17 protein-coding genes, 1 tRNA gene and 1 pseudogene are annotated in these 20,503 nt (G+C 56.6%); 11 read left to right on the forward strand and 8 right to left on the reverse strand.

Annotated features, from left to right (window positions below; translation table 11 throughout):
• Nucleotides 1–18: 18 nt before the first annotated feature.
• The 7 genes from rpmI to F8N82_RS07170 all read left to right on the forward strand — a co-directional run bounded on the left by rpmI (nt 19) and on the right by F8N82_RS07170 (nt 4,958).
• Nucleotides 19–213, forward strand: a complete 195-nt coding sequence (rpmI, locus tag F8N82_RS07140) for a 50S ribosomal protein L35 (RefSeq protein WP_009394045.1) — start codon at nt 19–21, stop codon at nt 211–213.
• Nucleotides 214–242: 29 nt separating this feature from the next.
• The gene (rplT, locus tag F8N82_RS07145; protein ID WP_010222414.1) at nt 243–599 is read left to right on the forward strand and encodes a 50S ribosomal protein L20; all 357 of its coding nucleotides are present in this window, start codon (nt 243–245) and stop codon (nt 597–599) included.
• A gap of 104 nt (nt 600–703) precedes the next feature.
• Nucleotides 704–1,720 carry a phenylalanine--tRNA ligase subunit alpha gene (pheS, locus tag F8N82_RS07150; RefSeq protein WP_038994580.1) on the forward strand — a complete coding sequence of 339 codons (1,017 nt, stop codon included), beginning with the start codon at nt 704–706 and terminating at the stop codon, nt 1,718–1,720.
• Between the two features lie 36 nt (nt 1,721–1,756).
• Nucleotides 1,757–4,132, forward strand: a complete 2,376-nt coding sequence (gene pheT / locus F8N82_RS07155; RefSeq protein WP_038994581.1) for a phenylalanine--tRNA ligase subunit beta — start codon at nt 1,757–1,759, stop codon at nt 4,130–4,132.
• Between the two features lie 3 nt (nt 4,133–4,135).
• Nucleotides 4,136–4,438, forward strand: coding sequence for an integration host factor subunit alpha (ihfA, locus tag F8N82_RS07160; RefSeq protein WP_002553164.1), 303 nt, complete (start codon nt 4,136–4,138; stop codon nt 4,436–4,438).
• The gene (locus F8N82_RS07165) at nt 4,419–4,775 is read left to right on the forward strand and encodes a MerR family transcriptional regulator (protein ID WP_038994582.1); all 357 of its coding nucleotides are present in this window, start codon (nt 4,419–4,421) and stop codon (nt 4,773–4,775) included. Before ihfA ends, F8N82_RS07165 begins: the two co-directional genes overlap by 20 nt.
• 106 nt (nt 4,776–4,881) lie before the next feature.
• Nucleotides 4,882–4,958, forward strand: a tRNA-Pro gene (locus F8N82_RS07170).
• 79 nt (nt 4,959–5,037) lie between these two features.
• Here F8N82_RS07170 and F8N82_RS07175 read toward each other — a convergent pair.
• The 8 genes and pseudogenes from F8N82_RS07175 to F8N82_RS07210 form a co-directional block, all read right to left on the reverse strand.
• Nucleotides 5,038–6,201, reverse strand: a complete 1,164-nt coding sequence (locus F8N82_RS07175) for a tyrosine-type recombinase/integrase (RefSeq protein ID WP_224793887.1) — start codon at nt 6,199–6,201, stop codon at nt 5,038–5,040.
• The gene (locus F8N82_RS07180; RefSeq protein ID WP_224793885.1) at nt 6,087–6,491 is read right to left on the reverse strand and encodes a helix-turn-helix transcriptional regulator; all 405 of its coding nucleotides are present in this window, start codon (nt 6,489–6,491) and stop codon (nt 6,087–6,089) included. The genes F8N82_RS07175 and F8N82_RS07180 overlap by 115 nt, the downstream gene beginning before the upstream one ends.
• 44 nt (nt 6,492–6,535) lie before the next feature.
• Nucleotides 6,536–6,916: a hypothetical protein gene (locus F8N82_RS07185; RefSeq protein ID WP_224793886.1), complete on the reverse strand. Its 381-nt coding sequence runs from the start codon at nt 6,914–6,916 to the stop codon at nt 6,536–6,538.
• Nucleotides 6,917–6,968: 52 nt separating this feature from the next.
• A complete protein-coding gene (locus F8N82_RS07190; protein ID WP_038994585.1) occupies nt 6,969–7,157 on the reverse strand; it encodes a hypothetical protein in 189 nt (62 codons plus the stop codon).
• A 26-nt stretch (nt 7,158–7,183) separates the two neighbouring features.
• Nucleotides 7,184–8,346 (reverse strand): IS3 family transposase gene (locus tag F8N82_RS07195; RefSeq protein WP_338918664.1). Its coding sequence is split into 2 segments (ribosomal slippage): nt 7,184–8,091 and nt 8,091–8,346, totalling 1,164 coding nucleotides; the frame shifts between segments, so codons are not numbered across the junction.
• Nucleotides 8,347–8,628: 282 nt separating this feature from the next.
• Nucleotides 8,629–8,814 (reverse strand): annotated as a pseudogene (locus F8N82_RS07200) (DNA/RNA helicase domain-containing protein); the annotation flags it as partial.
• Nucleotides 8,815–8,816: 2 nt separating this feature from the next.
• Nucleotides 8,817–10,541 carry a DEAD/DEAH box helicase gene (locus tag F8N82_RS07205; RefSeq protein WP_119371507.1) on the reverse strand — a complete coding sequence of 575 codons (1,725 nt, stop codon included), beginning with the start codon at nt 10,539–10,541 and terminating at the stop codon, nt 8,817–8,819.
• On the reverse strand, nt 10,522–15,321 hold the full coding sequence (locus F8N82_RS07210; RefSeq protein WP_224793779.1) for a DUF3883 domain-containing protein: 4,800 nt from the start codon (nt 15,319–15,321) through the stop codon (nt 10,522–10,524). Before F8N82_RS07210 ends, F8N82_RS07205 begins: the two co-directional genes overlap by 20 nt.
• 209 nt (nt 15,322–15,530) lie before the next feature.
• Between F8N82_RS07210 and F8N82_RS07215 the strand changes: the two genes are divergently transcribed.
• From F8N82_RS07215 to F8N82_RS07230, 4 genes are read left to right on the forward strand one after another with little or no spacing between them, the layout of a single operon-like run.
• Nucleotides 15,531–16,445 carry a helix-turn-helix transcriptional regulator gene (locus F8N82_RS07215; RefSeq protein ID WP_150776923.1) on the forward strand — a complete coding sequence of 305 codons (915 nt, stop codon included), beginning with the start codon at nt 15,531–15,533 and terminating at the stop codon, nt 16,443–16,445.
• Complete coding sequence (locus F8N82_RS07220; RefSeq protein WP_150776922.1) at nt 16,442–16,840, forward strand: hypothetical protein; 399 nt, start codon at nt 16,442–16,444, stop codon at nt 16,838–16,840. The genes F8N82_RS07215 and F8N82_RS07220 overlap by 4 nt, the downstream gene beginning before the upstream one ends.
• A gap of 24 nt (nt 16,841–16,864) precedes the next feature.
• Nucleotides 16,865–18,988: an HsdM family class I SAM-dependent methyltransferase gene (locus F8N82_RS07225; RefSeq protein WP_150776921.1), complete on the forward strand. Its 2,124-nt coding sequence runs from the start codon at nt 16,865–16,867 to the stop codon at nt 18,986–18,988.
• On the forward strand, nt 18,988–20,499 hold the full coding sequence (locus tag F8N82_RS07230) for a restriction endonuclease subunit S (protein ID WP_150776920.1): 1,512 nt from the start codon (nt 18,988–18,990) through the stop codon (nt 20,497–20,499). Before F8N82_RS07225 ends, F8N82_RS07230 begins: the two co-directional genes overlap by 1 nt.
• The last annotated feature ends 4 nt before the right edge of the window (nt 20,500–20,503 follow it).

Genomic DNA, 20,503 nt, shown 5'->3' on the forward strand with positions numbered 1-20,503 from the left:
AATGCGGAGTATCCGAACATGCCAAAAATGAAAACCAAAAGCGGTGCAGCGAAGCGTTTCTTGAAAACTGCTTCGGGCTTCAAGCACAAGCACGCTTTCAAGAGCCACATCCTGACCAAAATGTCGACCAAGCGTAAGCGTCAACTGCGTGGTAGCAGCTTGCTGCACCCGTCTGACGTTGCAAAAGTCGAGCGCATGCTGCGCGTACGTTAATTTCGGTCAAAGATTAGAGGAAGTTACTCATGGCTCGTGTAAAGCGTGGCGTCATCGCTCGTAAGCGTCACAAGAAAATTCTGAAACTGGCTAAAGGCTACTACGGCGCTCGCTCGCGCGTATTCCGTGTTGCCAAGCAAGCGGTCATCAAGGCAGGCCAATACGCCTACCGCGACCGTCGTCAGAAAAAACGTCAGTTCCGCGCTCTGTGGATCGCTCGTATCAACGCTGGTGCGCGTATCAACGGTCTGTCCTACAGCCGCCTGATCGCTGGCCTGAAAAAAGCGTCGATCGAAATCGACCGCAAGGTTCTGGCCGATCTGGCAGTGAACGAAAAAGCGGCGTTTGCTGCGATTGTCGAGAAAGCTAAAGCCTCGCTGGCTTAAGTACCCCCGACAATCACCAGGCGTCATTTCCGGCGCCTGGTGTTAAACGTCTTAATAGGGGAAGAGCCTGCGCTCTTCCCCTATTTCGTATCTGGAGTCTGTACATGGAAAACCTGGACGCGCTGGTCTCCCAAGCCCTGGAGGCCGTGGAACGCGCTGAAGACATCAATGCCCTGGAACAGATCCGGGTGCAATTCCTTGGCAAGAAAGGCGAACTGACCCAGGTGATGAAGACCCTGGGCAACCTGCCTGCCGAAGAGCGGCCGAAAGTCGGTGCGCTGATCAACGACGCCAAGGAACGCGTCACCGAGGTCCTCAACGCGCGCAAAGCGGCGTTTGAAGAAGCCGAGCTCAGCGCCCGACTGGCCGCCGAGTGCATTGATGTAACCTTGCCGGGCCGTGGCCAGACCTCCGGTGGTCTGCATCCGATCACCCGTACCCTGGAACGCATCGAGCAGTTCTTCACCCACATTGGCTACGGCATCGCCGAAGGCCCTGAGGTCGAAGACGACTACCACAACTTCGAAGCGCTCAACATTCCCGGCCACCACCCGGCCCGGGCAATGCACGACACCTTCTATTTCAATGCCAACATGCTGCTGCGTACCCACACCTCGCCGGTGCAGGTGCGGACCATGGAGTCCACCCAGCCGCCCATCCGCATTGTCTGCCCGGGCCGCGTTTACCGCTGCGACTCGGACCTGACCCACTCGCCGATGTTCCACCAGGTCGAAGGCCTGCTGATCGATCGCGACATCAATTTCGCCGACCTCAAAGGCACCATCGAAGAATTCCTGCGGGTGTTCTTCGAAAAAGAGCTGGCGGTACGTTTCCGTCCGTCGTTCTTCCCCTTCACCGAGCCTTCGGCTGAAGTCGACATCCAGTGCGTGATCTGCAGCGGCAAAGGCTGCCGCGTGTGCAAGCAGACCGGCTGGCTGGAAGTCATGGGCTGCGGCATGGTTCACCCCAACGTGCTGCGCATGTCGGGCATCGACCCAGAAGAATTCCAGGGCTTTGCCTTCGGCATGGGCGCCGAGCGCCTGGCCATGCTGCGTTACGGCGTCAACGATTTGCGCCTGTTCTTCGACAACGACTTGCGGTTCCTTGCGCAATTTCGCTAGGTCGCGCACCCGTAACGAATCTTTCAGGAGAGCAGGATGAAATTCAGTGAAAAGTGGCTGCGCGGTTGGGTCAACCCGCAGGTATCCCGTGACGATCTGGTCGCCCGTCTGTCGATGGCCGGCCTTGAGGTCGACAGCGTCACCCCGGCCGCCGGCCAGTTCAGCGGCATCATCGTCGGTGAGGTGCTGAGCACCGAACAGCACCCCGATGCCGACAAGCTGCGCGTGTGCCAGGTCAGCAATGGCAGCGAGACCTTCCAGGTAGTGTGCGGCGCGCCTAACGTGCGCCCTGGCCTGAAGATCCCGTTCGCCACGATCGGCGCCGAACTGCCGGGCGACTTCAAAATCAAGAAAGCCAAGCTGCGTGGCGTTGAATCCAACGGCATGCTCTGCTCGGCGGCCGAGCTGCAGATCAGCGAAGAAAACGACGGCCTGCTGGAGCTGGCGGCCGACGCCCCGGTTGGCACCGACATTCGCCTGTACCTGGACCTGGACGACGCCAGCATCGAGATCGGCCTGACCCCGAACCGTGGCGACTGCCTGTCTGTGGCGGGCCTGGCTCGCGACGTCGGCGCCCTGTACGACGTCCCGGTTACCCGTCCGCAAGTGCCGGCCGTGGCGGCCGTGCACGACGAAGTGCGTCCGGTTGAAGTGCTGGCCCCAGCGGCCTGCCCACGCTACCTGGGCCGGGTTATCCGTAACGTCGACCTGACCAGGCCGACCCCGCTGTGGATGGTCGAGCGCCTGCGTCGCTCCGACGTGCGCAGCATCGACGCTGCCGTCGACATCACCAACTACGTGATGCTCGAGCTGGGCCAGCCGATGCACGCCTTCGATCTCGCCGAAATCAACGGCGGCATCCGCGTGCGCATGGCAGAAGAGGGCGAGAAGCTGGTACTGCTCGACGGCCAGGAAGTCACCCTGCGCCCCGACACCCTGGTCATCGCCGACCACAGCCGCGCCCTGGCCATTGCCGGCGTGATGGGTGGTGAGCACAGTGGCGTTGCCGCGGGCACCCGCGACATCTTCCTTGAGAGCGCCTTCTTCGAGCCGATTTCCGTCGCTGGCAAGGCCCGTTCCTACGGCCTGCACACCGATGCCTCGCACCGCTACGAGCGTGGCGTCGACTCGCAGCTGGCGCGCGAAGCCATCGAGCGCGCCACTGGCCTGCTGCTGGAGATCGTCGGCGGCGAAGCAGGCCCGGTGATTGACGTCACCAGCGAAGCGCACCTGCCCAAGGTGGCCCCGGTCACCCTGCGTGCCGAGCGCCTGACCCAGATGCTGGGCATGGAAATGGCCAGTGCCGACGTCGAGCAACTGCTCAACGGCCTGGGCCTGAAAACCACCGCCGGCGAAGGCCAGTGGCAGGTCGAAGTGCCAAGCCATCGCTTCGATATCAGCCTGGAAGTCGACCTGATCGAAGAGCTGGCGCGCCTGTATGGCTACAACCGCCTGCCAGTGCGTTACCCGCAAGCGCGCCTGGCCCCGCAGGCCAAGGCCGAAGCCCGTGGCGAACTGCCGGCCCTGCGCCGCCTGCTGGTAGCCCGTGGTTACCAGGAAGCCATCACCTACAGCTTCATCGACCCGAAACTGTTCGAACTGTTCAGCCCAGGCGTCGAGCCGCTGCTGCTGGCCAACCCGATCTCCAACGACATGGCGGCCATGCGTGCCTCGCTGTGGCCGGGCCTGGTCAAGTCGCTGCAGCATAACCTCAACCGTCAGCAAGACCGCGTGCGCATGTTCGAAAGCGGCCTGCGCTTCGTCGGCCAGCTGGGCGACCTCAAGCAGCAGCCAATGCTCGCCGGTGTGGTGTGCGGTAGCCGCCTGCCGGAAGGCTGGGCCAACGGCCGCGACAGCATCGACTTCTTCGACGTCAAAGCAGACGTTGAAGCGGTACTGGGCTTCTCCGGCTCGCTCGCCGAGTTCAGCTTCGTTGCGGGCAAACACCCGGCGCTGCACCCGGGCCAAACCGCACGCATCGAGCGTGACGGTCGCGAAGTCGGCTACCTGGGTGCCATCCACCCGGAGCTGGCCAAGACCCTGGGCCTGGATCGTCCGGTGTACGTCTTCGAGCTGGTCCTGGGTGAAGTGGCCGAAGGCCGCCTGCCGAAGTTCAGCGAACTGTCGAAATTCCCGGAAGTGCGTCGTGACCTGGCCTTGGTGGCAGGACGTGATGTTGCTTCGAGCTCGGTGCTTGAAGTAATTCGTGACAATGCAGGCGAATGGCTTACAGACCTCAGGCTGTTTGATGTTTATCAGGGTAAAGGCATTGATCCTGATAGAAAAAGCCTGGCCGTCGGCTTGACCTGGCAGCATCCATCGCGCACTCTTAATGATGAAGAGGTGAACACCGCGACACAAAACATCCTCACCTCGCTCGAACAAAGGTTGAACACCACGTTAAGGAAATAGCGTATGGGTGCTCTGACGAAAGCTGAGATGGCCGAACGGCTGTACGAGGAGCTGGGCCTGAACAAGCGCGAGGCCAAGGAATTGGTCGAGCTGTTCTTTGAGGAAATCAGGCACGCTCTAGAAGACAACGAGCAGGTCAAATTGTCCGGATTCGGCAATTTCGACCTGCGCGACAAGCGCCAGCGGCCGGGCCGCAACCCCAAGACCGGGGAAGAAATCCCGATCACAGCGCGTCGGGTCGTCACCTTTCGTCCAGGGCAGAAGTTGAAAGCCCGAGTTGAGGCCTATGCTGGAACCAAGTCATAACGACGAGCTTCCGCCGATTCCAGGCAAGCGCTACTTCACCATCGGTGAAGTAAGCGAGCTTTGCGCGGTAAAACCGCACGTGCTCCGCTACTGGGAGCAGGAATTCCCGCAACTCAACCCGGTAAAGCGCCGCGGCAACCGGCGGTACTATCAGCGCCAAGACGTGCTGATGATCCGCCAGATCCGCGCGCTGCTGTACGACCAAGGCTTCACCATCGGCGGGGCGCGTTTGCGCCTCTCTGGCGACGAAGCTAAGGACGACACCACCCAGTACAAACAACTGATCCGGCAGATGATTGCCGAGTTGGAAGACGTGTTGGTGGTGCTGAAGAAGTAACCCTTATCGGGCCCGGAATTTTGGAAAAAATGCTTCCATAATTCAAAAGGTTAGGGTACATTCTTCAACGTTCTCAGCAACCAGGGGAACATGCTTCAAGCCCAGTCGGGGCGTAGCGCAGCCCGGTAGCGCACTTGCATGGGGTGCAAGGGGTCGAGTGTTCGAATCACTCCGTCCCGACCATATATTTCAATGACTTAGGCCAGTTTCGTGAGAGCTGGCCTTTTTCATGTGCGTGACTTTTGCGTGACTTGTCCAATTTTCACGCCTGCCTCCTCTTCAAAATTGTCAGCACTGGTCCTCGCGAATCAGTGGCTGATACCATGTTTGCCGCCTCGATCAGCTGACCAAGCTCGGCTCCCGAGTAATGACTGGTTATGCTTCCGTTCTTGTGCCCGAGCAGTGCCTTACGGTCCTCCTCAGTTACTCCGGCTGCCTTTAGGCGACGACCGAACGTGTGCTTCAAATCGTGAATCCTGATCGAAGCGTACCCAGGGTGAGCAGGGCGAAGGTTTTTCTCCTGCCAGAGTTTCGCTGCTCTCACCCGAGCTTTCTTCCAGGCCGAATCGTTCATCCTGTGCACGGCAGTGTCCTTGTAGGGGAAAACCCACTCCCTGCTGATGCCGCGCTGCTTCTCGATGATCGATTTGGCCACGCTGTTCAGCACCACCAGGCGCTCATCCCGGTTTTTCACACCCGAGTTGGCGTGCCTGCCGCCGAAGTCGGCGGGAATTAGGAACACGCTCGTTCCCAGTTCCGGTACTGAAATCTCCCAATCCCACCTCAATTTGCAGACCTCCTGCTCGCGGCAGCCTGTGTTCACCTTGAACAAGGCCATCGTTTGCAGGTGCGCCGGCAACTCTCCAAAAAGGATCGACTGCTCTTCCCAAGACAATGGGTAGGGCTTTCTGCTCGATCTCTTCTCTTCCAGCTTGCTCAGCAGTGGCACGTTATCAAGCCAAGGCCTGCGCTCTTCGTCTCGCCATTTCCTCGCGCACAACGACAGAACCCTGATCACACGCTCGATCGCGATGTTCACTGTGCGATTGGTTACCGCGGGCTTTACCTTGCCGTCTGGCAGCACCTGGTCAGACTGTCGCTCCGCGATGAAGGCTTCCAGGGCTTGATCGTCGATGTGTGTCAGCGGCAGGTCCCCGATGTAGGGGTCAAGCTGCTGAAGGCACAACGCCGTCAGTCGTATCGACGGCTGGTCCCGATGCTCAAGGATGTAGCGAGTTGCGGCTTCCCTGAATGTCCGAACCTGGCGAACCCCGTACACCTTCCGCAGGCGTATCTGTTCAAGCCTGTGAATCAGGTAGCGTTCTGCCTCTTCCCGCTCACAAGCTCCAGTGCTCTCGTAAAGTCTCTCTCCGTTGATTTTTTTGTCGATGTGCCAGATGCCGTTCCGCTGGGAAAGGCCCGTGATCGTTTTTCGCGCCATCCTTTATCTCCTGGTTGGCGCTCGCTGCCGGATGATTGTCGTCCTTGAGCGCCTTCTTTCGCAATTGCCATGGCCTGGATGTAGTCGTTTACCCAGGCATCCAGCTCTTCCCGGTCAAAGCCGACGCCGCGCTCTCCAATTGGAAACTCGCTGACGTGCGGCCTGACGGTCTTGTTGAATTCAGCCCGGCACATGCCGAGATACTGCGGCGCCTCACCGGCGCGAATGATGCGCGGCAGGAGGCGTGCGGCGGGCGCCGCGTTGGCAATAGCCATGTTGGTGTCTCCACGCCGCGCATGGCGGCAGAGGTGGGGATGGGTTAGGCCTTGGCCGGGAACCACTCGGTGTCATATTCGAACTGGCTGACCAGCTCGACTGCGATGTGTGGGATCTCGCGCTCGAAGCGCAGGGTGCCGTAGTGGCGATCAACAAAAGCCTTTGCCTCTTCGGCGAAGTGCCCTTTGAAGATGCGCAGTAGGTGGTCTGCTGCCTTCTCGAAGTCCTCCTCGCGGTAGTTACCCTCGGCGAGACCGCCACGGCACACGCGCCACACGCAGCGCTTGGGCTGGGCCTCGGCCGCCTTGATCTTCTCGGCCATCTTGTCGCGGGCGTAGCGCATCTGGTCCAGGGTCAATGTCTCAACCCACTGGTCCGTGCTGACTCGCATGGTGTGGCCCTGGTGACAGGTTATTTCAGGCATGACTCATCCTTGCCCGCCTACCGGCAGGCTTGAGTTGTTGTAGGGGGAGGGGTTACGGGTAGCCGCGGGCGATGCGGTCGGCGATGCCTTCAAGCTTCTCGGCCATATGCCACATGTCGTTGTTGTCGCGGCGACTGACGACCAGGGAGCGGGTGACGTTCCGGTCCATCAAGATGTTGATCGCCAGGCGGATCAGTGCAGCCTCAAGCTTGCGCCGGAGAAAACCCTTGCGCGGGATCATGGCCTCGGCCCCTTCCAGTGTAGTGGTCAACTAATCCCGGACACTGCGTTAAGTTTCTCCTCGGCCACAGCGGGCGCCAGCCCGCTGTTAAATTGATGTGGCCGTTGCCAGTTGTAGCGCTGCATCAAAAACCGGCCGATATCCTGCTGTGCCAGCGTAGCGCTCATGTAGCCCACGCTCGGTACCCATTCCGTTTTCAAACTGCGAAACAACCGTTCCATCGGCGCGTTGTCGTGGCAGCTTCCACGCCGGCTCATGCTCTGCTTAAAACGATAACGCCACAGTCGCTGGCGGAAGCTTCGGCTGCCGTATTGGCTTCCTTGGTCGCTGTGAAACAGCACATTCTGAGGTCGATCACGCTGCTCATAGGCCATGTCCAAGGCCTTGATCACCAGGTCGGCATCGGGCTTCGATGAAAACGCCCAGCCCACCACGCGGCGGGCGAACAGATCAATCACAGCCGCCAAATAGTGCCAGCGACCTTGAGCCCAGACATACGTGATGTCACCACACCAGACCTCATTGGGTGCCGATACGCTGAACGCTCGATCCAGCACGTTCGGAATATCCGGCCGCTCGACCGTCGCCTTTTTGTAGGCATGTGAGCCGGGTTGCTTGCTGATCAACTTCATTTCGCTCATCAGCTTGCGCACCTTGAAACGCCCGATTTCTATGCCGTCCTCGCGCATCATGAACATGATGCTTCGACTGCCTGCGGCACTGCGGCTTTGGGTGAACAATTCGTTTACACGGCTGCGTAAAACCAGCCGCTCAACGTCGGGAGTTCGACGTTTTCGACAGTGTGCGTAGTAGCAAGATCGGGTGACTTCAAATACCGAGCACAACAGATCAACAGGCTCCTCAGAACGGAGTTGATCGATTAACGCGAACGCTCGTGTTCCTCGGCCATCAAGAGCGCGGTGGCCTTTTTTAATATAGATTTTTCCCGTTCCAGCCGATTGATCCGAGCTTCCAGCTCCTGGATTTTTTGCTGCTCGGGCGTGAGCGCCTTACTGGTCGGAGTGACACCGCCTCGTTCTTGCTGGAGCTGGTTGACCCAGCGGCGCAGGGCAGACTCAACCAACCCTAGTGAGCGAGCTGCTTCGATATGGCTGTAGCCCTGATCGAGCACCAGGCTGGCGGCTTCGCGCTTGAACTCGGGCGTAAAGGTACGGCGTTGCTTGGTCATCAGACACCTCTCTGTGGCGAGCATTCTCGCCTAAATAGGTGTCCGGAATCATTAGACCACTACACCGGGGTAATTTGAAATAAGTTGGTATCTATCTGTTTTTGCTGGTTAATAATTGATTGGTAAAACTGCTTGGAATACCAGTTGGAACGCTGTCAGGTCTGGATTCCGATGGACGGTGCTTTTTGAGCTCCGCCCCCGAGACGAATCAGGGTCGAATCTATCAAGCAAATAGTCGAGCTGATTTTTACCCCAGCGCGTACGATCTCTCCACTCGCAGGCTCAGGGGCTCCCGAAAACGATACCGTAAATAATTTTTTTTGTTGGCTTGAGCCGACTCTCGAAGTATTGCGCAGACTCTTTTTCGGTACAGTACAGGTAGCAACCCTTCATCCCGCGTGTTATCAGGGTTTGGTATGTGTTTTTGATTATAAAGTCTGTTTCACTTTTCGCGCGTGTAGGTTGCTCTACTAACTATTTATCACTGCTTTAAGCGCTACGCACGTTGTATTCCGTCCTAAGATTAGCAGCAACGATTTGGCACGACTTATCCCCACATACAGCAGCTCTTGTCGCTGTGACAAATCGATGGTGTCCAAACCCCACAAGATGACGATCGGCGACTCGAGTCCCTTGAACCGTTGAATGGTATCGATCAGGACCGTGGTCTTGCCTCTGACGCCCTCTTCAAGCCAAGTTGCCGGCTTTGGCAACGGAAGTCTTCGCAAGGCCTCGTAGTACTCGGCCTTGTGCAAGGCGTCAGCCACCAACACCGTGATATCACTTGGCGAGATGCCCTGCCTCGCTATCAAGTCGACGATGCGGGCATTGATCTTCCCAGCTTGAGCGTCTCGGTTTGGCGACTCATCAAACTGAACATCGTCACCTTGGATATCAGGTGGGCTTACCGGAATGCCCTTGTAGTGCTTGTAGGCAGCTTCGTGAATAGGTGCCGTGTTGCGGCAATTCGTGGTCAGTGAGAATGCTTCCTCGCGGATTGGAAAAGTCCCTGCGCGGGCATACAAATTCTGGTTGTCGTCGTAGAACACGTACAGCGGACTAGTGTCGTAGTCATTTAGAAGCAGCTCAAGAGGCACCCAGAATTCCTCACGGAAATCCTGACCCTCATCGCAGACGATGGCATCGTACCGATCCGGAAGGATTTCGAGGGAGTATCCGAGCGCATTAGGTAGTTGTACCTCGTAGAGGTCCTTGCCCGGATAGGTGATCTTTGCCTCAGCAACAAGGTCTCGCCCTGATGCACGGTTGGCTGTCTCGACTTGACGGTGGCACAGCTGATGGAAACTCATCACATCGAGGTTTTGGGTACCCGAGCAAAGGCTTGAAAGATGATCTGCAAGCTGCCGGTTATAACAAGTGAGCAGCGTTCTAAACCCCTCGGACGCAAGGCGACGTGCCTTTTCAAGCGCCAAGACGGTCTTGCCCGTACCCGCGCCACCGCTAACGGAAACTCTTCGGTGGGAACGCAAGAAGTCGAGCACGCGAATCTGGTCCTTCGTGAGAATCAGTCGTCGCGCTTCCTGGTCGGCTAATTGAGAAGACATCAGCGGAGCGACCTCGAATGATCGAGCGAACACTTCGCGGAAGACTTCAACACCGCGCCTGCCCATGGGGGTGAATCCCGATGCGTTGTTGCCCCAATAGGTAAACACGGTATCGACCCAAGCTTTGGCGTCATGAAGATCTTTGGCGCATCCGATCAGCGCGGTTGGCATATCGGGGCGACTGAGCGCATTCGCATCGCCAACATCTGGAAAGAACACCGCATGGCCTCTGAGGACGTTGGCAAGGGACAGACTCCGCCATCGCTGATGTTCACACAGCTTGGACCGGATCGAATACTTGGCTTTCAGCGCTTGACTGACAGGGTTGTTGATTGCGTGTTTATGACGGTGCCTGTCAACGGAAAACCAGTCCCCGCTGCTGGAGTCGAACCCGACACCGCCGCCCTTAACTTCAACGCAAACGTACCCGAGATCCGGGTGGCAGATGACGAAGTCGGTTTCGCCATCTTTCGCTTGCTCTTCCTCTCGGCGCAAGATCCACCCTACCTGGAAGAAGACAACAAAGTCTCGAGGAAGCCCGTCCCTGAGCGCGCGATAGACCTTCGCCTCCGCCTGGGATGGCAATTCCGCCAATTGGGCGTCGGTCAGCTCAGGAATGATCGTTGTCATCGGTATCTTCAACCACCGTCATCGTCTGCAGATTTAAAGTGACCGTGCGTCGACCGCTGGTCTCAAACTCAATGGACATCACACGAGTTGAACCTCGCAAATCCATTGATTCAATTCGCCCAATGCCAAAGTGCTGGTGTGTGACCCTTGCTCCCGCGATAAATGCAAGTGCTGGGTCGTCGCGCTCCTCTGCAACAGCATCGCGCCAATTGCCGTCGAACATGAACGATGTCACCTGCGTGGCAGGACTGCGAATGGCGTGAACGCGAGTGTGCTCAGGGTCAGAAACAAACTCAACCACGTACAACCAGTAACGATCACCGTAGTCTTGGGCGTTGCTGAACTGCAGCCTGGACAAACCCACACCTGTCTGATTCCACTCGCCGTTGACGCCCTTTACCTCGATGAAACGGTCTTCGCCTGTCAACGGATTTCGGCTGATGATGTCGTAGCCCGGGTGGGTTTGGGGCATCTGTTCAGCGACACGTCCCCGGGACCTCTCATAGGCGCAGACAGCTGCTCGGGCTACAACCTCAACTGCAAGGTTGTGTTCAGACGAGCCTTCCTGCTCGGCCGCATCGGGAAACTCCACCTGCTTTCTTCGAACATAAGATAGCAGTCGTCGATCCCATTGCTCCTTGTGCTTTGGACGCGGTCTCTTAGCGCGCTCAGTGCTGCCAAACGGCGAATCGGTTCTGTGGTCGTGCCCAGTAGTCCGGTCACCATCAGGTAACTCCATTTCTCTTGCGCCGTTAGAACCGGTCTGAGGCCGCCCAATAAAGGGCGGCGACACATTCTTGGGAGGAGCCTTCGGATCACCTGTCGGCTCACTCGTACCAGGCCGATTCGGTGCGCGCTCTCCACCTTTTGTGACATCGACTGACGCGCCATCTTGTTTGCTCTCCGGCTGGCCCCCCGGCTCTGTCGTGCCTCCCAAATCGTCCAAACTCGACGAGGTCAAATCATATTCTGAACTGGAGTCCTCCTCTGCTTCGAGATGCGGAAAACCCGAGTCTGTTAGATCTTGATGGGCCTCCTCGACTGACATCCGCATGCGTGGTCCCGCCATGCCAGTGAGTTTCAGTATTTCATTGCCTGACTCTTCCGGCATCAGCTGGTGGAAGATGGCATTCAGAACATGCGGCCAACTCCGATCAACCACTGGCCGCTCCACGATCAACTGGTGCGTATCTATGTCGTAAAACGCTTGGGTGCGTTTAGGTTCCGACAATCTCGGCGGAACCGCGTCCCCATCCCCAACGACGCAAACAGACGATTGAACACGGACAACTTCGTGGCTTATGGCCTTCAGCTTCCAAATTGCTTCTCGAATCTTCTTCTGGACCGTGGTCGGTTTGTCGTGGAGCAATCGGGCAAGGATGCCGATACGCTCCATCAGCTTCTCGGCAAGCTGCGGTTCCTCTGCCTTTTGACCATCAACGAACTCAAGTGCGACCTCAGCGCTCTCACTGAGCCGCCTAACGCCGATCTTCTCAAGGATCGGCCACAGCTCCGGGGCGGGTTTGCACAGCGCCAAGTCAAGCTCACCGTTGAAGAAACCTGCGTGCCATTCACTGTCTTGAAGAAGCACTTCGTCTGGGTGCGTTGGCTGTCCCATCAGGTTCAGTATCGACGGCGCTTCCTGCAGTCTTCGAATGTCCGAGGTACCCAGTTCTTCGCGTTCATCTGAGGTAGCAATGCCGATAAGGCAGGCTTCGTAAACAGACCGATCTGGCCCTGTAATGGGCTTCGATTGCTCGAAATACTCAGCAACGATGTCCAGCAGGATGTCGACGTAGTCCCGACCTTCGGGGGCATTCTTTACTCCGATCGCATTGAACAAGGGCTTGAACGCTTCGAGGTTGCCTGGAATGGTGAACGCATAGCGCCCAAGCTGCTGAGGCATCCAGAAAAGCTGATTGGATCTCACATAGCTTTTCTGGCTTTCGATGAAGATGAACGGTTCCCCGGACAGCGTCGAAATGGAAGAGCCTTCGTCTTTCGATCTCTCGTTGAGTATCTGATACGTGGTGAAAGGTGCTGGTGATTTTTTTGCTACGCAATGCCGAAGGTGATTGATGATCAGCGAAGTTTCTGGCTCCAGCGCAACGTTCAGTTTCTTCAGCAAGTCCCGGTTGAGTCTTGCCATATTCCGAAAGTCGAGCACTGACGCTTGTGATGAGAAGGCTTCGGCACGGTAAGGCGCATACAGAGAGTTCGCGGGATACCAGTCCTCGGCGTCATCAATCGCGGGGAGGCATGCCGATCTTTTGAGACTGCTTATGGCGTCCTGAAAAAACGACTGTTCCTTCCATTCATCGAACCGGTCGCACAGGACATAGAAGGCCTCACTGCTGGCTCTTTTTGCATCTTCGGTCGGCAGGAAGTTTTCTGCGATGAAAAGCATCCGCTCAACCAGATGCTCTGCCATGGGGGAGCGACGAAGTCCAATGCTCTCAATGAAAGAGTGGACCGACCGGGTGTTTGGCACACGACTGGTGTCGAGCCAAAGACTCGTAGCATCGCCAAGGATCCTCACCAAATCATCGGTGCGTCTGTAGGTTTCCGTAGGTCGCGACCAATTCCCGTCCTGCGTCGGCACGATCGGCAGTGCACCCAATAGCCGACGGATGCTTTCATCATTCACGAGCGCCGGATAGTTGGCTATTTCGCCAATAAGGCGGACGTACTTGGATGCATCCAGAGGTCCTTCCTCATTGAAGAATCTCGGCAAGACATTTTGCACGAACGCTTCAATAGTCTGCGTCTGAACGCCGAGTTTGCTTGACACGAACTCTCTCGCGGAAGCAGATAGAACAGAGGTTTCTAGAAGATCGGCCTGGCCAGTAGGATCGGTGAAATTCCCCGGTAATAGCGCTTGTGACGCTTTTATCAGACCTCGGCTTGAAAGCCAGATTGGCAGATTTCGAAGAGACTGATACACCGCTGCGTCAACATTGCCGTAGCGATCCAGATCAGCAAACATCGCATACAGGTCACGCAACTCTTGTTGCTCAACGCCGATGACATCCTCGATGGCATTGGTGGCGCATAACGAGCCGATGTGGCGGACAACAGCACCGAGCTCAAGTTGTCGAATTTGTCGTGCGATCTTGGGGAGTCCGAGGACGTGGCGCGATGCAATGGCCAGCCTTGGCAGTAGCGACGCTACCCGCCTAGCTTCCAGCGCAGCGGGCGCGACAAAGGACTGACTGATCGTAACGGCGTACAGGTCTTCAGTGACAACAAAGGGAATCGCCTGCAACCGCTGAATGGCTGCCTTCGTAGCTGGAGGGGGCGTTATTGCCTCTGGGAACAACTCGTTAATCATTCCCCATAGCGGACGATAGAAGCCATCAAGGCGTTCTTCTTCCACCTGTATTGCGCCAGCCGCCTGCGGTGACATGGCTTGCTCGAGCAGCCCAACAAGGCGTTCAAACGTCAGAAATGGGGAGCCCAACTGATTGACTGCGGTTCTGAACGGCCGCAAATCCTCGGTGATGACTTGCCCGCCAACTTCCTTCAATGCACTGACTTGAGCAGAGTTCAGTGCTTTATCAGGGAAGAATACGCCGCTGGGGACGTGAACACCCCCATCCTGTGCAGGAGCAATGCGAGCTTGAGAGGCTGTGGCCAGCATCCGCTCCCAAAACCGCTTGAAGCAAGCCGGGTGATTTGACGGTCTCGACAAATCAAACGTTCGCGCCATGATCTGCCAAAACTGAACGTCGCCGAGCATCCTGAGAAGACCCTCGGGATCTCTGGCCACCTCTGTTGCCGCGACGTCAATGAGCATCTCATTCCAGGCCTGTTCATGCTGGTGCCCAGCAAAAATCACGGCCTTTCGATCAGACTCTGGAAAGAAGTCTGCATTGATATGAAGAGGCAGACCGGTCGACTGTTCGGTTGGCAGGAACGCGTAGAGCAGTCCCTCGGCGAGCGGCTCGGGATCGATCCTCAAGCCAATGCTGATCTTGGTGCCCCGACCAAGGGATTCAAGTCGGGGGTGTGAGGCATACAGACGAGCCGCAGACTCCGCAGCATCAGCCCGCAAGATGTACCACTGCTCCACCTCACCATTCGGGTGAAAACTAACGATCAGATCCGACCCATCCCCGCGCTCCAGATCGCAAGCCAACAACAGTTCGCCATTTCGCCGCAGCTCTGCAGTCCGAACATGCCTCAGGAACAGCAAGCTTTTGCGCAGGACCTTTTGAAAATCGTCTACGAGTTGATCAATGTGTGCGGTGCTGACGTGTGACACCCCGAGCGCCAAGCGTGCATCAGTATTCGGGTCGTCTGCCCAGGGCAAGAAGAAAGTGGTGCCCTCGGGCTGCTGGAGTGGTTCGATGAACCATTGCCCTTTTTCGGGGTGCAATGTCAGTTTGATCCCAGCGGATCGGATCTCTGGGTGGTCCGTGACCTGATAGGTCGAGACGAAGCCGATACCAAAGCGGCCAATGTTCTCACCACGAGTGAGCTTTCCACCGCTGCCAACATCCGTGATTCGGTGGTAGTCACACTTATAATTACCTTCGGCAAGAAAGGCGCACGGCCTGTCCAGGCCGCCACAGTAGGTGAACTGACCGCTATTGAATACAACGAGCCCCTGATCGGTGACGTCAAAAACTACCGACTCCGCTTTCGCGTCGTCCGCGTTCTGAATGAGTTCAAGGGCCATGACGTCATAGCCTTGAAGTCCCGCCAGGTGGCTTCTGATGTTTCCAAGCAGGTTCGCGGTGTACGAGCCGCTGATGTGAGGTCTGGCCATTTGATCCATTTCTTTCCCCATCTTGTCCCTGACTGGCACTCACCGCGTCTCCCAGGCTCCCCGCAAGAGGATGATCTAGCCTATTCCAGCCACGCAATGGTAATCACAATGCATCGAATATATGCATTATTAAGACTCGACACTAGATCCATTGGGTGACTAATATGCCTTCGCATTAAGCTGAACCAACCATTGCCGAACTGGATGAGCTAGTCAGGATGTCAATAACACAACTTGCCGACTTGACCCAACCGCAACGCGACCGTCTCGCGTTTGTGGAGTTGCGCATACGCTTCATCGGGGAGATTCGCCGTCAGGACTTAGTGTCGCGGTTTGGCATCCAATCTGCCGCCGCCACACGGGACTTGGCTCTGTACAAAGAGATCGCTCCTGGCAACATCGACTACGACGCCAAAGCAAAGGCTTACGGTCTGGGCACGACTTTCCGGCCGGTCTTTGATTTCCCCCTAGGGCGAGTAATGTCGTGGCTGACTCAAGGTTTCGGCGACGGCGAGCCCATGCATATCAGCGCCTGGGTGATCAGCGAGTGCCCGTTTTGCCTCACCTACCCAGATCTGGATGTGCTGGAGTGCGTGACCCGGGCAATCCACCAGGAATGTCCACTTAGCATCGAGTACCACTCGATTTCCAGTGGGCGCACTGAGCGGGAGGTCGTCCCGTTTGCGCTCATCGACAACGGCCAGCGCTGGCACGTCCGCGCCTTTGACCGAAAGTCACAGGAGTTCCGGGATTTCGTCATCACCCGGATCAAGAACCCTGTCGTGCTCAAGGGGCAGCCAGTTGCAGCCCACGAGCTGAGCGATCAAGACATTCAGTGGACCCGAATCGTCGAACTGGAGCTGGTGCCACATCCAGACCGGCCCCGGCCGGAGATCACCGAGATGGACTACAGCATGGATCGTGGCGTGCTGCGCATGAAGCTGCGTGCCGCGACAGCCGGATACATTCTGCGTAGATGGAGTGTGGACTGCTCACCTGACCACAGCCTGAGCGGGCATGAGTACCGGCTCTGGCTAAAGGACCCTCTGGCGCTTTATGGCGTTGCAAATGCAACGCTTGCCCCAGGTTATCGAGCCCCGACACCCCACCCAATCGGCGGAGGAGCGGCATGAGTCACTTTGATCTTTTGGACGTCGTTCGGCGGGGCATGAAAACCGGCCCTGTCACACTGGACCAGTTGTGGGTGGACCATGGCACGCAATGGCATCAGCTGGGATGGAGTCGTGCACAGTTGAGCCTATGGCTGGCTTGTACGCCGTCCTTGCAGCGCAGTGAATTGCCCAGTGGTGAACTAGCGTGGGCTCTCAATGCTGGGTCAGGTCATGCCGCCCCCAGTCTGGCCGACGAAATGGTGGCGCTACTGCAAAAGGCCGGCCGCCCTATGCCCTTGGCCCAGCTCATCAGCAAATTGCCGGCAGGCTTGGTGGTCACCGAACCGATGCTGCGCAGTGCAGCACAACAAGATGCTCGACTCGAATTAAAAGGCCCGCTACTCAAGCTGGCTTAACGGATACGCAGGATAAAAGAACCCATGGCAGCCGAACAAACACTGGATCAACGCTACCAAGCCATCCGCACCAAATACAGCGACTACATCGAGCACACCCCGCTGAATAGCGATCACGATTTCGTCAAAACCGGGCTGATCTGGGGAGAAGACCAAGGCAACCAGACTCCCTCAGTGTTGTTGATCGCCCTGGAACCGGGGCACTGGGACTATTCCCGCGAAGACAAGCTGGATCAACTGGCTTACGAACTGCTGGCCAGCGTCAGTGGTGACTGGCCAGTGTTTGCCCATCTGCAAGACGACAAAAACACCCGCTGCTACAGCCTGTTTGGTGTCGATGGCAGTGATGGCACCCACTCGGTGGACGAAGTGCCTTCCATCGAGCTAATTCGCAATTACGAAAAGCTGGAAAAAGACTCGACCTTCCGCTGGTCGATGCGCATCTACACTCGCCTGATGCACCGCTTTGACGCCTTCCATGAGCAGGTCTTCCAGACCGTCAAGGATCGCGTCAACGACAAGAACGACATCATCGAGGAAGTGGCCAAGCTGCTATTCCTTGAAACCTTCCGCGTTCATCATGGCGATGAACTCAGCTTTACCGACCACGAAGGTAAGGCCCAGCGCTTTCGCGAGGTGTTTGACCATCGCTACGTGGCCAAGCACGGTGCCAAGGCAGTCGAGCAAATCAAGGCAGCCTTTGAAGCCTTTAAAGCGCACGAAGACTACGTGGTGGTCAGCGATGACGGTACCCGCAACGCCATCTTCCCGAGCGACTCCCACCTGCGTCTGACGCAGCCGGAAAACTACCGCACCTTGCTGGAAGCCATGCAAGACCTTGGGCCGGTCACGGACAACCAAGGCCGCATGATCGCAGGCAAAGAAGTGGGCACCCTGGCCGATGTGGCGGGCGATCTGCTGGGCCGGGTGTTCGATGTGTTCCTGCGCGCTAACTTTGAATCCAAAGGCGGCCTGGGCGTGTACCTCACGCCCAATCCGGTCAAGCAGGCCATGCTGGAAATCGCCATGCACGATATCCAGCAAGACAACGCCGCTATGGAACGCCTCACTGCTGGTGCCTTCCGCTTTTGCGACCCCACCTGCGGTTCGTTTGGCTTTGGCTCGGTGGCGCTCAGCCACATCGAAAACGTGGTCGACCATCTGGGCGGCATGAGCGATGCTCAGAAAAAGGCGCTTCAGCAAACCCTGCGCGACACCGCCTTCACCGGTGCCGATGCGGCCCCACGCATGGTGATGCTGGCCCGCGTTAACATGGCTCTGCAAGGGGCACCCAAGGCCAAGATTTTCTACACCGACAACTCGCTCACCGCCAAGGCGTTCAAACCCAACAGCTTTGACCTGATCTGCACCAACCCGCCGTTTGGCACGCCCAAGTTCACCAGCGACAAGAAGGGCAAAGAATCCAAAGAGCGCTACGAAGCCCAGATGGAGCAAGTGTTGGGCGGCTTCCGCCCGGCCAAACTCGAAACCGAGTACGTTGCTTATTACGATTACGTCAAGAAAACCTGGCAAGACCTAGGCAATCTCGACCTAGATGAAGACGGCAGCCCCAAGTGGCCCGGCTACCGCACCGATTTGCGCAATGTCTCCGCTGGAAAAAAGGCGGTGTACAACCTGTTCCCCTCTACCAGTGGCCTGGCGCTGGGCAGCAAGCCAGACGGCAAAGGCAACTGGAAACCAGTTGGAGCCACTATCGATCCTGCCGTGCTGTTTATCGATCGCTGCCTGCAATTACTGCGCCCCGGTGGCCGCCTGCTGATCGTGTTGCCCGACGGTGTGCTGTGTAACTCCGGCGACCGCTATGTGCGTGAGTACATCATGGGCAAGAAGGATGAAATAACCGGCCAGTTTGTCGGTGGAAAGGCCATCGTCAAGGCGGTGCTCTCCCTCCCGGCGGACACCTTCAAGCTCTCCGGCACTGGAGCCAAGACCTCGGTGCTCTACCTGCAAAAGCGCCACGCCAGCCCTGAGCATCCCGAGCAGTTCCTGCCTGAGCCGCAAGGTGATGTGTTCATGGCGGTGGCAGAAACACTGGGCTATGTGGTGAAAAACAATATCGAGGACTACTCGGCCGGCGTGCCTAATGATCTCGATAAGATTGTTGGCGCTTATAAGCGGGGTGAGTGATGTATACGGTGAAAATTAAGCCTGACATCCTCGAGCATCGACTTGATTGTGGTTTCTATAATCCTGTAGGGCTCAGTGCTACCGAAAAGCTGCACTCCAGTGTAGAGGTAAAAAAAATATTTGAGCTGGTAGATAAAAAAAGAAAAATAACCAACGGTGTTCGCGGTCCCGAGTGGGCGATTTCTGTATATAAGTTAATCCGCCTGCAAGATTGCAATTATTGGATGGTTAATTCTGATGATGCGGCCTCTATTTCAAAAATTCAGTTTGAAGAGAATCGACGCTGCAAGCTAAGAGTTAACGACATTGTTGTCGCGATAGGCGGGTATATTGGCAACGCCGCAGTGGTGGTAAAACAATGCGAGGCAGTTATAGGGCAGCACAGCGCGGTGCTGCCAGAGCCGGAGCAGGTCGGCGTAGACTCACGATTTTTGGTTGCATATCTCAACTCGAAATTTGCAGAAGCTATTTTTTCAAGATACGTGTCTGGCACGGTTCAAGCCGGCATAAATTTAGAAGATCTTCGCGACTTACCTGCTCCAAGCCCAAATAGCACTGTCCAAAAATATATTGGCGACAAAGTCCGCCAAGCTGAGCGGCTGCGGGCTTGGGAAAAGAGTCTAGAGATAAAACTGGATTCGTTCACGCAGCGTTATCAACCAGAGCAAAAAACACCTTCAAGTCTGGCATCGATGGTCTCACCTGACCTGATGACGGATATGCTCACCGCGACTACTTACCGCGATCATTACATCAAGAATCAGAAAAACCTACGTGCCAAAGCAAAAACTACATCCATCTCTCATTTTCTTCAAAGCGTTACAAATGGATTCGATGAGCGAGATGAATTGGCAGAGGGTCTGCCCTATGTGAAAGTGGCAGATGTCCATGCTGGGTACATCAATGTGAAGAATGCACCCAAAATCAGAATCTCGGCGCTGGATGATGCCAGCACAAAGCAGAAGCCAAAACAGGGAGACCTTTTGTTAACCAGAAAGGGGACTTTCGGGGTCGCTGCTGTGGTGATGGAGTCTACTGATTTTCTGTGCTCAAGCGAGGTTTTTTCGTGTAAACCGAAAAAAACAGAGTTCATGCCAATACTTTCTTGGTTTTTGAACTCCCCAGCAGGGAATATGCAGTTCTGGCAGTTCTCTACGGGCACTACCATGCCGGGAATTAACCAAGAAAATTTGGGCAATATACTAATTCCTGATTTTTCAGATGTTGACTTGGATGGCTTCAATTCACTTCACGAATTGCGGCACAAGGCAAAGAAAAATTCAGAGCTGCTGACAGAGTCAGCCAAGCTTCTCGTCGAAGCCTTAATCGAAGGCCAGCTCATTGAAACCGAGCTGGTAGCCGCCGAACAAGCCCTGCAAGCCGGTAACGACCAGCTTGATCGTCGCATACTGAATCGACTGAAAACCGATGGCATCGACGGCCAAAGGCCTGCACTGTTTGCTGATCTGGACGAGCTTTACCACTTGCTCACACAAGCCCAGGGGGATTGATGAC

Origin of the sequence: Pseudomonas fluorescens (assembly GCF_902497775.2) — a bacterium.
Taxonomy (GTDB): domain Bacteria; phylum Pseudomonadota; class Gammaproteobacteria; order Pseudomonadales; family Pseudomonadaceae; genus Aquipseudomonas; species Aquipseudomonas putida_F.